The organism is Peribacillus sp. NPDC096447 (assembly GCF_044762725.1).
GTDB lineage: Bacteria > Bacillota > Bacilli > Bacillales > DSM-1321 > Peribacillus.
The window spans coordinates 31,839-46,489 of the sequence record NZ_JBIWEV010000002.1; the positions used below are offsets into that span (position 1 = coordinate 31,839).

Sequence of the window (14,651 nt, forward strand, 5' to 3'; positions counted from 1 at the left end):
TAACTCAAAATCCAATCTTATATGCCGGGCAATCCATTTCCCGTCGCCTTACTATTATATAGAGCAAAAATAGTCATCTATAAGATGACTATTCGGCTTTCGTAAATTGTATCGTAACCAATTGCGTATTCACTTCAGTCGGTGAAATGGAATACTCCAGCTTCTCATCATTCACATAAATCTCAGTTTCATATGCTCTGCCTATATTGATGACAGCTTCTTTTTCATTGGTGAAATCAATTTCCTGGCTTTTGTCCTTGTCGATAGTGCCCTGGAATAGTAATTTACCTTCACCATTTTTTATGCCGACCCATGGTGATCCTTTTGAGGTCACCTTTAATTTAAAGGTATCGGTATTTTTTAATTCATACGTACTATTTTTACCGCTGGAACTGGTGACGGCAAGTTTTTGCTCTTTCTTTTCATCTTTGACAACTGCATCTTCTTCATTCTTCTCATCAGATGACTCAGATTTTTCTTCATTCTGTTTTTTGTCTGCATTCTCTTTTTCTTCGTTAAACCCATCACTTTTATTGTAGCCCACAGCTTCATTCTCTTTAGCGTTCTTTTTATCATCATTATCTGGGTTACTCATATAATTCGATACCAGTACCCATATCAAAACGGCCGCACCAATTACTAAAACGACAGCCAGGATCTTCGGTAACATTTCCACAACCTTTGAATCTCCTGCCGGTATAGTTTTCCGGGATTGGACCCTTGAAAGCTGTTCTGGCAATTCCTCGCTATAGACTGATGGCACTTCACTTTTATGTTGTTCGAAAATCTCTTCTGAGTCCAGTCCGACCGCTTCACAATATTGCTTTATGAATGCCCGTACATAGAACTTTCCAGGCATCATACTGTAATTTCCCTCTTCAATGCCTATAAGGTAACGCTTTTGAATCTTCGTTAATTCCTGTAAATCTTCTAAGCTAAGGCCTTTGGCTTCCCTAGCTTCCTTTAATCGATTACCTAACTCAGTCAAATAAAACACCTGCCATTTTAAAAGTCAAAGGAACCAAAATCGGACCCTGAAAACTGGTCTTTTTGGTCGACAACTTCATATGTTATTTCTTCTTCAGGATTGTTTCGCAATTCAATAATATAATCAAAGTCTTCGAGGGTATACTCTGTATTTTGGACAAAAACATCCGGATGTTCGATTACTTTGACAGCATCAAGCCTCATTATTTCGCGAATCAACTGCCAATGACGCTCGTTTGCACGGCGAGTGGAAACAATTCCATCTAAAATGAACAAATTATCATTATTATATTCATCCTCAATAAGCTGACTGCGGATAGTCTGCTTTAAAAGGGTCGATGACACAAACAACCATCTCTTATTAGCACATACACTCGAGGCTACGATGGATTCAGTTTTCCCGACACGTGGCATCCCTCGTATCCCGATCAATTTATGACCTTCCTGTTTAAACAGCTCGGCCAGGAAATCGACAAGCAAGCCCAGTTCATCACGGACAAACCTAAAGGTGTTCTTCTCATCGGCATCGCGCTGAATATAACGTCCATGCCTGACTGCGAGGCGATCACGCAATTTAGGTTCCCTCAGCTTAATGACCTTTATCGTATCCATCGTACGGAGAATTGACTCGAATCTTTCTATATTACGGCTGTCTTTCGCCTTCAAAAGTAAACCACGCCTGCCTTCATCGACCCCGTTAATGGTGATGATATTAATGGAAAGCATACCCAGAAGGGATGAAATATCCCCTAATAAACCAGGACGGTTGACTTGGATTTCATATTCAAAATACCATTCTTTATTATCCACGATAACACTCCTTAAGCCTAAAAGCTTTTACCCTACTCAGGGCAAAAAACTTATCCATCGTAAATTTCAAGGTCTGAACACTTTATTATTAATTGTCTAGCTTCTATAATATAGCATTTCGTGATAAGTTAAAAGGAAAAACCCTAGAAAAATATTCATTTTTATATAAGAGGATAAATAATCATCCACTTAAATCCAAAAGGCCCTGTTAATTAATAACAGGGCCTTTGGAGGGATATTTTACTTTGTTCCATTGTTCTCGACTAACTTGACCATGACACTTGCCATGGCGTGTTTTTCTTGATCGCTTGCAACTGACCAAAGATCAGCAAGCACTTTCTCTTGATCATTCTGGGGCTCAACCTGATTGGCCAGGTAATCACCGATTTCGTAAGCCAAGTTGTTAACAGCGCTTTCTGACAAGCCTTGTTGTTCACCTTGATGTAATCTGTCGCCTAAGAAGTTTTTCCATTGATCCCAATTGTCCAGTACAGACATGAATGGTCACCCTTTCCTTCAAAATAGTACATAGATATTTTGTGAAGGAACCGAGGAAATTATACATGTCTTAAAAAAAAATCATGTGTACCATCCGCCATTTACGCCTAAAATTTGCCCGGTTATATAGGATGACTTGTCGGAAAGCAAATAGTATACGGCCTCCGCGACTTCTTTTGAATGCCCCATCCTGCCCATCGGGATATCGCCTTTGATGATCTCCAGGTCTTCTGCACTGAAAGATTCGAGCATGGAAGTGGAAATCGCACCGGGGGCAACGGCATTCACCCGGATTCCATTAAGCGAGACTTCTTTGCTAAGCGCCTTGATAAAAGCATTTTGACTGCCCTTGACCATTGAATATAATACTTCACAGGATGCACCTGTCTGCCCCCAAATCGATGTGACCGCAACGATGGCAGCCTGTTCTTGGTACATAAGCTTTGGAAGCAGTTCCTTTGTTAATTGGAAAGGGCTCGTTACATGCAGCTGCACCATTTCATTAACGATTTTCTCATCCATGTCTGATATTAGCCCATAATAGCTATTGCCACTATTGAGGACGATTGCATGGAGGGCAAAGATATTTTCCGCCAATTTCTTGTATCCATCCGGTGCAGCCAAATCCGCTTGAACCGGAATAAGTTCAACTTGATGGGGCTTCAGTTCTTCAATCAATTCAAGTATCGCTTCTTCATTGCTGTTATAATGTAAATAAAGTGAATAATTCTCCTCGGCGAGCTTTATAGCGATTTCCCGGCCGATTCCTCCACTGGCTCCAGTAATAAGGGCAAAACGTTTCCCCACATTCGAGCCCCCTTTATATTATTTAGGAAGTACCTGACAGACTGTCATCCGTTCATCGGATATTAAGTCCTTGGCGACCTCCCTGATATCTTCGATCGTTAGTTTTTCCAATACTGATACAACATCGAACAAGTTCATATCATTGAATGCATATCTGGTGAATTGATTCGCTATATATTCCGGCGAATTCAGAGAACGAAGGAAAGAACCGATTTTTTTCTTGATTGTCCTTTGCAGGCTTTCTTCATTCAGGCCGGTTCCGGCTTTTGATTTTTGCAGGATACCAAATAAAGACTCCGTCAACTCATCAGGTTTGGCACTGTCCCCGCCAATTAACGCAAACCCAAAACCTTGTTCCTGTGTATAATCATATGAGAAGCTTTGATCGATCAACCCTTCCTCATATAGCTCCTCATGCAAAGGTGAGCTTTTGCCGAACAGCATTTCCAGATAAATATTGGTTGCCAATTCCCTTTTCAAAAGCTGTGAACCGGATTGATGGACATTGGTCGCCTTGATTCCCAGCATCACTTTTGGTGTCTGGACGTTCATTCTTAAGACTTCCTTGTCCTTGGCAACGACTTCAGGCTCTTGGTCAAACTTACGTTCCACCTCAGGTTGTTCATTGTACCCTTTATTTTTTTGATTATCCCGGATCAGCTTCATGGTGCTTTCAACATCAACCGGTCCTACAACGAATAGGAGCATGTTGCTAGGATGATAAAACGTATTATAACATTCGTAAAGCATATCCTTCGTAATATCTGCAATGGATTCCACAGTACCGGCAATATCGATTTTCACGGGATGCTGATGATACATATTGGCTATCGTTCCGAAATATAATCGCCAGTCCGAATTATCATCATACATATTGATTTCCTGCCCAATGATTCCTTTTTCCTTCTCTACCGTCTTTTCCGAAAAGTAAGGATCCTGGACAAAGTCGATTAAGGTAGTTAGATTCCTATCGAAATCGGACGTGCTGGAAAATAAATAAGCTGTACGGGTGAAAGAAGTAAAGGCATTTGCAGATGCTCCCTGCTTTGAAAATTGCTGAAAAACATCTCCATCTTCCTTTTCAAAAAGCTTATGTTCAAGAAAATGGGCAATTCCATCAGGTACTTTAGTGAATTCCGTTTCATTCAAAGGTTTGAAATGGTTGTCGATTGAACCATAATTCGTCGTGAAAGTGGCAAATGATTTATTGAAGCCACTTTTCGGAAGAATATACACTTCTAGGCCATTATCCATTTTTTCATGGAAAAGTTCTTCTTTCAATTGAGTGAATGCTATTTTTTCCATTACCCTTGCACCTCCTCTTCCGTTAGGAAATAAATCGTATCAAGCTGAATCTTTTGACCAACTGCAATGATTTCTTCCTTTGTCGTCCGCTCTGTGTTTGCAAACCACTCGTCGAGTGATATATCCTGCCCGGAAACCACATTATGATATAAAATTTCCACAAGTCCTCTCGAAACATCAATGGTTTCAAGTAGCTGATTCTTAACGACCGCCTTTGTCTGTGCCAGCTCTTCTTCGGAAAAGTTCCCTTGCTTCATTTCCTTCATTTGTGCATGAATGATGTCCAATGCCTGCTTGTAGTTGGCATTTTCAATGCCGGCCATGACCATTAATAGACCTTTATGACTTTCGAGCCTCGAAGCTGCATAATAAGCAAGGCTGGCTTTCTCCCGGACATTGATGAAAAGTTTTGAATGTGAAAAGCCACCAAAAATCCCATTGAAGAGCTGAAGTGCATAATAATCCGGATCACCGTAGGCAACTTGGGTTCGATAACCGATATTCAATTTCCCTTGCTTCACATCCGAATTCTCAATGATTTCTTTTTCCTTCTCCACTACCTTGCGCATCTTCCCTGGCAGTCTCACAGGCACTCGTTCTTGCAATGAAACATACTTGTCAGCCAGAGCCTGCACTTCCGATTCATCGATGTCACCAATTACATATAAATCGATTTCATCCTCCGCCAGCACTTTTTTGTAATAGGCGAAAAGGGACTCAGGAGTTATCGTTTCCAAGTCTTGTAGATTACCGCTCGCTTCTAAAGCATATGGTTCATTTTTGCACATTTCCTCTACAAGGCGTATAGCTGAATATCGCATTTTGTCATCGGAAATGGATTGAATCCGTTGTTTTAAAGAACGGATTTCATTGGAAACCGTTTTAGAGTCAAAGGCCTCGCCATTCTTCTTCGGATTAAAGATCACCTCTGATAATAACCTAAAAGCCTTTTCGAGAAGCGGGGTTGAATCACTAAGGAATTTTTCATTGACGATATCGATAGTAAAACTTATGATTTGATATTCGCCTTTTTTAGCTACATCGACATAAAACCCTGCTCCATATAAATCATCAAGATAAGATCGAAGCTCGGGTGTTGTAGGATATTTACTTGTATTGCTTTGTAACACATATGGCAGCAATGCACGATATGTAACGTCCTCTTTTGTCAACGGTGCTTTCATCTTCAGCACGAGAGTATTCGTTTTATATTTATCCGTCCGGACCACATGAAGCTTGTAGCCGCTTTTTTCCGTAATTGTATCGGAAGCAATAGACATGAATAATCCTCCTCATTATATAAATCACCTTTATTAGCTTATTGTTTGTAGATTGGAACCCTTTTAAACATCTACTTAAAATATACATGTGAAAGGAAAAATCATGCAAGTTACAGCTACTTTTTTTGGTTTTTCACCAGCTCACCATCACTTTACGGCTCAATCTCAAAAGAAAAAACCGGCCAGCAAGTTTGCTGACCGGTTAAAACCTTATCTTTTTCCTTTGATGTATGGCTGTCCGGATGCTTTAGGAGCATCTGCACGTCCAATGAAACCAGTTAATGCAATGATTGTCAGAACATAAGGAGCGATCAATAGGTAAACCGATGGAATATCCTTGAAGAAGGGAAGGCTCGAGCCAACGATACTTAAACTTTGAGCCAAACCAAAGAATAACGCTGCACCCATTGCTCCGACCGGGTGCCATTTACCAAAAATCATGGCGGCAATGGCCATGAAACCTTGCCCATTAATTGTCGCATGATTGAATTCATTCGAAAAGATGGTAGCATATATCGCTCCGCCGATACCTCCAAAAGCACCTGATAATAAAACGGCGGCATATCGGATTTTCGTAACATTGACACCCATCGTATCAGCAGCCATGGGATGCTCACCCACTGCACGGATCCTTAACCCGAATGGTGTTTTATAAAGTACATACCAGACGACAAAGGATATAAGGATCGCTATATATACGATATAATATCCATTCGCGAAAAAGATGGGTCCTATAAATGGAATATCACTTAGTAAAGGAACATCAATCCTTGGGAATGTTTCCGTGATTCTATCAGTTTGACCTTTGTCAAAAATCAGCTTCACCAAAAACATGGTCAGACCTACTGCCAACAAGTTGATGGCTACCCCACTAACCGTTTGGTCCGCCCTGAACGTAATGCATGCCACAGCGTGCAGAATGGAAAACAGCAAGCCGGCAATCATTGCCGCTAGCACAGCAAGCCAAGGAGTCCATTCTCCAAAAACATCAGCAAACATTAAGTTAAAAACGATCCCTGTAAAGGCACCGATGACCATCAATCCTTCTAAACCGATGTTTATGACACCTGCCCGTTCAGAAAACACTCCTCCGAGTGAAGTAAAAATAAGTGGTGCAGCTAGAGCAATCATAGATGGAATAATAATTTGTAATACTTGGTAAAAATCCACTTATTTCACCCCTTTCTTAAATCGAGCGGCAATCCAACGAATAAAATAACTGGATGCGACGAAGAAAATGATCAATGCTATGACAATATCTACAATTTCACTAGGTATGCCGGTTTCTAGCGGCATATTTAACGCCCCTGCTTTCAGTCCCCCAAATAATAAGGCTGCCAGCACTACACCAATAGCCGTATTCGCTCCTAGTAAGGCTACTGCAATCCCATCAAAGCCCATACCTGTGAACCCGCCTTTGACTGCGGCATAACCGAAAGTTCCAAGGCCTTCCATCGCACCTGCAAGCCCTGCAAACGCACCTGAAATAACCATGGAAAGTATGATGTTCTTATTTACACTCATCCCTGCATATTCGGACGCGTGCTGATTGAAACCTACCGCTTTCAGTTCAAAGCCGGTTTTTGTCCTTTCAAGAAGGAACCACATGATGATCACGCAAATAATCGCAACCACTATTCCCCAATGCATCCGGGAAAAATCCGTAATGCTTTCAAAAAAAGGAGACCGCAATGATGCTGTATCAGCAACTCTTTCTGTTTTATCCAGCTTGTCAGTCATTACATTCCGAATTAAATAATTCGTCACATATAATGCTGTATAATTCAACATGATCGAAACGATTACTTCATGTACACGGAACTTAGCTTTTAAATAACCAGGGATAAATGCCCACAAGGCACCAGCAGCTGCACCAGCTAATATGGCAAACGGCAAATGGATGATCCTTGGTAGGTCAAAAGCGATTCCGACCCAAACTGCCGCCAGCCAGCCTACAATTAATTGCCCTTCTACACCGATATTGAATAGGCCCGTACGGAAAGCAAAAGCCACTGCCAAACCAGCAAGGATATAAGGGATGATTGTCCTGACGGATTCCCCTACATAATAAGAATCCCCGATAATCCCATTTATCATGGAGCCATAGCCGGCAACAGGGTCATAGCCGCTAACTAACATGATTATGGCCCCGACGACTAAGCCGAGGATAACTGCTATTAACGGACTCGTTAATTTAGATAAATACTTAGACATTTTGTTTTCCCCCTGCTTCCGTCCGTTTACTGCCAGCCATAAGAAGGCCAAGCTCCTGTTCAGTCGTTTCTTTCGGATCGACTATTGCGACGATTTCCCCTTCGTATATAACGGCAATTCTATCGCTCACGTTCATGATTTCTTCCAATTCAAATGATATGAGGAGTACCGCTTTTCCTGCATCACGCTGTTCAATTAGACGTTTATGGATAAACTCGATCGCCCCTACATCAAGTCCGCGTGTCGGCTGTGCGGCAATCAATAAATCCGGGTTCCTATCAACTTCCCGGCCGATGATCGCTTTTTGCTGATTCCCTCCAGAAAGCGCCCTTGCCGGGGTATATTCACTCGGAGTGCGAACATCGTAACTTTTGATCAGTGAACGGGCCTTTTCAAATATTTTCTTTGAGTTCAAGATACCAGCTTTTGAAAAAGGCTTTTGATAATAGGTTTGCAAGACAATATTTTCCCCAATGCTGTAATCGAGAACCAAACCATGCTTATGTCTGTCTTCTGGAATATGGCCGACACCTGCTTCAGTGATTTTACGCGGCTTCAGATTCCTGATTTCTTTTCCATTTAGCTTTATCGAACCTGCGGTTGTCTTCCTTAGGCCAGCCAATGCTTCAATTAGTTCGGATTGTCCATTTCCATCTACACCGGCGATACCGACAATTTCTCCTGCACGGACAGTTAAATCCAAGTTCCGAACAGCTGAAACGCCCCGGGAATCCTTGACTTCCAGTTCCTGGACCTCGAGAACTACATCCGAAGGAATAGCTGCCGTTTTTTCCGTCTTGAACAGAACTTCCCTACCGACCATTAAGCTGGCCAATTCGTTAGGATTCGTTTCGTTGACATTCACTGTACCAATTCCCTGGCCTTTGCGTATTACCGTTACCCGGTCACAAACCTCCATGATTTCCTTAAGTTTGTGTGTAATTAAAATGATGGATTTCCCCTCTTTGATAAGGGCTTTCATAATATAAATCAATTCCTTGATTTCTTGAGGAGTCAATACAGCGGTCGGCTCATCAAAAATCAATATCTCCGCACCACGGTATAGCGTTTTAAGAATCTCGACACGCTGCTGCATCCCTATTGATATATCGGCAATTTTCGCATAGGGGTCAACACGAAGCTGATATTGTTCCGATAGTTTCCTAACTTCCTCGCTCGCTTCTTTTAAATCGATTTTACCCGCTTTTGAAGGTTCTTTTCCTAAAATGATATTTTCTGTTACTGTAAAGGGGTCAACGAGCATAAAATGCTGATGGACCATCCCAATCCCTAAATCATTGGCAATGTTAGGACTGGTAATCTTGACTGGCTTGCCATTCACACGGATTTCTCCCTGTTCAGGCTGGTATAAGCCGAATAAGACATTCATCAAAGTGGATTTGCCCGCGCCATTTTCACCTAATAATGCGTGAATCTCCCCTTTTTTAACCTGAAGGGTAACGTTATCATTTGCGACGATGCCGGGGAATTCCTTACGGATATTAAGCATCTCAATTACATATTCCACGTATTATCAACTCCTAAAATGAGTGTAAATATTCTTAAATCATTTGATTGCATCTACTAGCATATTGATTTTTTTAAAAAAACCAAATGAAAAACTACGATTCTATCATAGTTTTTCATTCGATATTTTTCAGTTGCAATGAGCAATTGGGAAAAGAAAGAATAGAGGGCAATTCGCCTCCCTATTCTTTCTGGCATTACAGCTTATAAACCAAGTTTTTCGAATTCTTCATCCGTGCCCGGAACTACGAATTCACCTGATTTAATTTTTTCTGTCCACTCTTCAACCGCTTTTAAAGATTCTTCAGTTACGTTATCTTTTGTATCGGAAATGCCTACACCATTTTCTTCAATACCGTACTCAATTACTTTTCCGCCTGGGAAGTTTCCTTCTTTCGCTTTCTCGGAAAGGTCTTTAACTGCCACGTCAACACGTTTTAACATGGAAGTAAGTGTGATGTTGTCGTCAGTTCCAGGAACTGCCCCTAATTTAGCTTGGTCGCTATCTACACCGATAACATAAATTTCTCTCTTAGGATCTTTTTGCTTTTGCTCGACTGCTTCAGTGAATACACCTTTTCCAGTTCCGCCAGCAGCATGATAAATGATATCGATACCTGAAGAATACATGGAGCCTGCTGTGGATTTACCGATATCAGCTTTATTGAAATCTCCGGCATATTTAACTTCAACTTTCGCATCCGGATTTACAGATAAAACCCCAGCCTTAAAGCCAACTTCGAATTTCTTGATTAATTCAGATTCAACTCCGCCGATAAAACCGACCTTGTTTGTTTTCGTTTGCAGTCCGGCAATTACACCTACAAGGAATGAACCTTGCTGCTCTTTAAAATTAATGCTGGCTACATTCTTTTTATCTACAACTGTATCCACGATAGCAAAGTGTGAATCCGGACGTTGGTCGGCCACTTCACCAACAGCTTCGGCTAAAAGAAAACCGATACCATAGATTAGTTGGTAATCTTCACGTACAAGCGTATTCAGGTTTTTAGCGTAATCTGCATCAGATTTAGATTGCAGGTAGTTGTAGCCATCCTTACCTTTTTCCAGACCATTATCCTTACCGAATTCCTGAATGCCCTTCCAAGCGGATTGGTTGAACGACTCGTCATCCACGCCGCCAGTATCAGTTACCATTGCAACAGTGAAGTTATCTTTGTTTTTCCCATTTGAAGATTCTTTATCATCATTCTCTGAATTGCCACATGCTCCTAGTAGCGTACCGGCTGCAAGAACAAGTGAAAGAGCTAGTCCTAATTTGCGCTTTTTCAATTTTTATCCCCCTATTTTACATAGTTTTTTGAGCAGGAATGTTCTGAAAAGTCATTTATGTTTGCGTTTTCACTTCTCGTTAATTTTTTTTGCATCCGCTTGATCGACTTTTTCGGAATCGAAACAAACGCTTGCATTCACCCGTATGCAGAGTCAAGGCCTACACACGTTTACGAAGAACATGAAAGCTGAACATATTGGCTTTAAAGTAGTTTACAGAATACAGGATAGGCTGGTCCCAATCATCCAGATGCATCTGCTTTAGAACGAGTAGTGCGGCTTCTGGCGAGCATTTAAGGATAGGAGAAACTTTCTCATGATATCCAATAGGCTCAATCTCTGCTACGGCATGCGTAATTTTTCGATGCGCATCTCTTTCCAAAATATCTAAAAGAGACTCATCATTACGGTCAAAATTTTCTGATAGTATAGATTCAGGAATTTTGTCAATACAGTAGACGACTGGCTCCCCATTCGCAGTCCTTACTCGTTCGATGATGACGATGCGTTCATCTGTCGAACACGAAAACCTGCGTATATCCTCTTCTGTAGGTTCTTGGGCCGTCGAGCTTAAGAAAATCGTACCCGGTTTCATTCCTGCCTCTTCAATCATGTTCGTGACACTTTTTAATTGCTCGATACCTGAAGTGAACCGAGGTTTCGGATTGACGAAAGTCCCAACTCCATGGCGGCGAATGATGATGTTTTCTTCTTCTAAAATTCGCAGCGCTTCTCGAAGTGTCGCCCTACTCACTCCCAATTTTTTTGCAAGATCGAATTCTGAAGGGAATTTTTCATTTTCCTGATAGACTCCAGCTTCAATATCCTGCTTCAGGTAATCAATGACCTGCAAATATAAATGTCGACTATCTGATTTTATTGACATACAGTTTCCCCCAGCTAATTTCTTAAGACATCAGACCTCTGATGTTGAATCATTCCTACTAATCGAAAATAATATAACATTTTTTTTGATATAAATAAATAGTGTTTTACTATTTACTTTAAAAGAATTTAGGAGAAATTACCCTTCCCTGTGTCTTTCAATCTAGATGAGGCCGCGAAATTTGCACGATTATTCTCCTAAATCAGATAATTTTTTTTTTGAAAATGCAAAATGAATGCAGCTCTGTTCAAGATGCTGTTTTCCTGTATAATAGGATTTATCTTCTTTGAAGGGATGTACACAAGATGTTAAAGATTACAGAATATACGATCGAAAAATTGAATGATCCATTTGGTATTTTGTCCGGGGAACGTTACGAGTTGTTCTTGGATATTGAAGTGCCTGAAGAGGATGAGCTCTTTTCAGAAAATGGTTTATATATCCGGGTGCTTTTTGCAGTGGAAGAGCAAGAAGGAAAATTGATTAAATATGATATTTTTGAAAAAGGTAATGAGGGCGCACTCGAATTCGATTTAGAAGAAGATGAAGAAGCGATGATTACCGACTTTTGCCTTAAACATTTAGACGAGGCGATGAATAATTAAAAAACCGGGCTGCTGCCCGGTTTTTTTTACCTATGATGAATGCGCTTCATCCTGTTCATCTTTTGTGACCAACACATTTCGTGGTTTACTGCCTTCATATGGACCGACAATTCCCCTCGCTTCCATTTCATCAATCAATCTCGCTGCCCGCGTATAGCCAATCCGGAAACGGCGCTGCAGCATGGAAACCGATGCAGTCTGCATTTCAACGATCAAGGACACGGCATCCCCATATAAATCATCTTCGACCTCACCATTTGAAGTTTCTCCAATTTCATCGGGTATCATCTCTTCGTTGTATTGTGCTTTTTGCTGTGAAATGACATATGTGACAACTTCCTCGACTTCATTGTCGGATAAAAAGGCACCTTGGACGCGAACCGGTTTTGAAGCTCCTGCAGGCAGGAAGAGCATGTCACCCCGGCCTAACAGTTTTTCAGCTCCGCCCATGTCGAGGATCGTTCTCGAATCGGTCATTGACGAGACACTAAAAGCAATCCGAGATGGGATGTTCGCTTTAATGACCCCTGTAATTACATCTACGGATGGCCGCTGAGTGGCAATTATCAAGTGGATGCCAGCGGCACGTGCCATTTGTGCAAGCCGTGTGATGGCATCCTCAACATCATTTGAGGCGACCATCATCAAATCCGCCAGCTCATCGACAATGACTACGATATAAGGCAAGAGCGGTTGTTTGGCATCTTCTTCGATGTTATACCGGTTAATATAATCATTGTAGCCTTCAATATTGCGCGTACCGGAATGAGAAAATAGCTCATAACGCCTTTCCATTTCACTGACCACTTTTTGCAAAGCCTGTGCAGCTTTCTTTGGATTTGTCACTACAGGTGCTAGTAAGTGGGGAATTCCATTATAGACATTCAGCTCCACCATTTTTGGATCAATCATCATCATTTTCACTTCATGCGGTTTTGCCCGCATCAGGATACTCGTGATAATCCCGTTGATACAAACGGATTTCCCGCTGCCAGTAGCACCAGCCACTAGTAAATGCGGCATTTTATTGAGCTCCGCCTTAACCGCTTCACCGGAAATATTCCGACCTAGGCCTATTTGCAGTTTTGCGTCAGGCTTGTCAACTTCCTTGGCCTCTAAAACTTCCCTTAATGACACCATCGCCACTTCGGAGTTGGGCACTTCTATTCCGATAGCCGATTTTCCGGGAATCGGAGCTTCGATTCTAATATCCTTTGCGGCCAGTGCAAGGGCCAAGTCATCGGATAGGCTGACAATTTTACTTACCTTCACCCCTACGTCCGGATGAACTTCGTATTTCGTTACGGCTGGGCCTAAATGAACTTGAGTGACCCTCGCTTTCACTCCAAAGCTATGAAAGGTGCGCTCAAGCTTAGCCGCATTTTCATGGATCAATTGGTATTCTCCGCTTTGGTCCGTTTTTTTGGGCTGCAATAATAAAGAAAGAGGCGGTAAAAGATATTCTTTATTCTCCACTTCCGTAAAATTCATAGGCGGAACGGCATCATCCTGGTCCTCTTTGTTATCAGCTTCAGGTTCCGTAACGACCGAAATTATTTCGTCATCGCCGCTATAGGCTTTATCAGCAAAGCTGGAAATGATCCGCTCCGTCGCCATTTGCTGTGTATCCTCTTCTTGAAGAAGGGGCTGATCCGTTTCTTCCACCGGTTCTTTTTCCCGTTTCTTCTTTTTAACCGGATTCTTTTTCTTTTCTTTTTTGTCTTCATTCCACGTTCTCATATCATCTCTGAATGCAGACCATTGCTTTTTGAAAAAGCCGCCAAGACCCATGAAAAACTTCCCGAGGGTTTCACCTAACGTTTTCCCTGTCAATAGGACGACACCTACAATGATAAAAAGGAATGAAACGATTTTCGATCCAGCTTCGTCGAATAAAAAGTATGAGGCTGCAAATAATATCGCTCCAATCATACCGCCCCCAAGGTCCTTTGTGCTGGCCTTGCCGGTCACTTCCATCCAGAATAGTTCCCATGTATTCGAAATGACGCTGGGCTTAGTGAACGGTCCTCCATCTGCAAGCATGTTGAACAGCGTCACATGACTTAGTAGGAGCATGCTCGCAACAAGGAAATACATCCCGACGAATTGCCGTTTTAATAGGTAAGGGACCTCCCTCTTTATCATCAAATAGAACCCAGCTGCGATTGCTCCCAACAAAAAGAGGATATACCATTCCCCCATGAAGAAGCGGATTAAAAAGACCGTCCCATTTCCAACTGCTCCAAGCTTGGCAATGGCAATGATGGCCAAGCCTATTAAAGTGAGGCCAATCAATTCATATTTAAGCGTTACTTTTAACTTCTCTGTACTATTCTTTTTTCTGCGTTTCTTCTTTGCCATAATATCACCTGATTCTTCATGAAACTATTCTAACTTTCCTATTCAACATCATTACATGATTTCCCTTCAGGAAACAAA

Annotated in this window: 13 protein-coding genes; 1 reads left to right on the forward strand and 12 read right to left on the reverse strand. The window is 41.6% G+C overall.

Annotation, left to right across the window (positions count from 1 at the left end; all coding sequences use genetic code 11):
- Window positions 1-88: 88 nt before the first annotated feature.
- The 11 genes from ACIQZD_RS06985 to ACIQZD_RS07035 form a co-directional block, all read right to left on the reverse strand.
- Window positions 89-997 (reverse strand): helix-turn-helix domain-containing protein, encoded by a 909-nt coding sequence (locus tag ACIQZD_RS06985; protein ID WP_402900114.1) that lies wholly within the window; start codon window positions 995-997, stop codon window positions 89-91.
- An 8-nt stretch (window positions 998-1,005) separates the two neighbouring features.
- A complete protein-coding gene (locus tag ACIQZD_RS06990; protein WP_402900117.1) occupies window positions 1,006-1,797 on the reverse strand; it encodes a DUF3388 domain-containing protein in 792 nt (263 codons plus the stop codon).
- 240 nt (window positions 1,798-2,037) lie between these two features.
- Window positions 2,038-2,295, reverse strand: a complete 258-nt coding sequence (locus ACIQZD_RS06995) for a DUF3243 domain-containing protein (RefSeq protein WP_402839406.1) — start codon at window positions 2,293-2,295, stop codon at window positions 2,038-2,040.
- Window positions 2,296-2,376: 81 nt separating this feature from the next.
- Window positions 2,377-3,102: an elongation factor P 5-aminopentanone reductase gene (gene ymfI / locus ACIQZD_RS07000; RefSeq protein WP_241591249.1), complete on the reverse strand. Its 726-nt coding sequence runs from the start codon at window positions 3,100-3,102 to the stop codon at window positions 2,377-2,379.
- Window positions 3,103-3,120: 18 nt separating this feature from the next.
- Window positions 3,121-4,407 carry an EF-P 5-aminopentanol modification-associated protein YfmH gene (gene yfmH / locus ACIQZD_RS07005; RefSeq protein WP_402900122.1) on the reverse strand — a complete coding sequence of 429 codons (1,287 nt, stop codon included), beginning with the start codon at window positions 4,405-4,407 and terminating at the stop codon, window positions 3,121-3,123.
- A complete protein-coding gene (gene yfmF / locus ACIQZD_RS07010) occupies window positions 4,407-5,687 on the reverse strand; it encodes an EF-P 5-aminopentanol modification-associated protein YfmF (RefSeq protein ID WP_402900125.1) in 1,281 nt (426 codons plus the stop codon). Before yfmF ends, yfmH begins: the two co-directional genes overlap by 1 nt.
- A gap of 210 nt (window positions 5,688-5,897) precedes the next feature.
- On the reverse strand, window positions 5,898-6,857 hold the full coding sequence (locus ACIQZD_RS07015; protein ID WP_214750719.1) for an ABC transporter permease: 960 nt from the start codon (window positions 6,855-6,857) through the stop codon (window positions 5,898-5,900).
- Window positions 6,858-7,901, reverse strand: a complete 1,044-nt coding sequence (locus tag ACIQZD_RS07020; RefSeq protein ID WP_101224696.1) for an ABC transporter permease — start codon at window positions 7,899-7,901, stop codon at window positions 6,858-6,860.
- Window positions 7,894-9,429 carry an ABC transporter ATP-binding protein gene (locus ACIQZD_RS07025; protein WP_402900130.1) on the reverse strand — a complete coding sequence of 512 codons (1,536 nt, stop codon included), beginning with the start codon at window positions 9,427-9,429 and terminating at the stop codon, window positions 7,894-7,896. Before ACIQZD_RS07025 ends, ACIQZD_RS07020 begins: the two co-directional genes overlap by 8 nt.
- 203 nt (window positions 9,430-9,632) lie before the next feature.
- Window positions 9,633-10,721 (reverse strand): BMP family lipoprotein, encoded by a 1,089-nt coding sequence (locus tag ACIQZD_RS07030; protein WP_214750721.1) that lies wholly within the window; start codon window positions 10,719-10,721, stop codon window positions 9,633-9,635.
- Between the two features lie 160 nt (window positions 10,722-10,881).
- Window positions 10,882-11,607, reverse strand: a complete 726-nt coding sequence (locus ACIQZD_RS07035) for a GntR family transcriptional regulator (protein ID WP_101224693.1) — start codon at window positions 11,605-11,607, stop codon at window positions 10,882-10,884.
- Between the two features lie 305 nt (window positions 11,608-11,912).
- On the opposite strand from ACIQZD_RS07035, the gene ACIQZD_RS07040 reads away from it, so the two are divergent.
- On the forward strand, window positions 11,913-12,212 hold the full coding sequence (locus ACIQZD_RS07040) for a DUF6509 family protein (protein WP_402900135.1): 300 nt from the start codon (window positions 11,913-11,915) through the stop codon (window positions 12,210-12,212).
- 30 nt (window positions 12,213-12,242) lie between these two features.
- Here ACIQZD_RS07040 and ACIQZD_RS07045 read toward each other — a convergent pair whose 3' ends face one another.
- Window positions 12,243-14,573, reverse strand: a complete 2,331-nt coding sequence (locus ACIQZD_RS07045) for a DNA translocase FtsK (RefSeq protein ID WP_402900138.1) — start codon at window positions 14,571-14,573, stop codon at window positions 12,243-12,245.
- Window positions 14,574-14,651 lie beyond the last annotated feature (78 nt).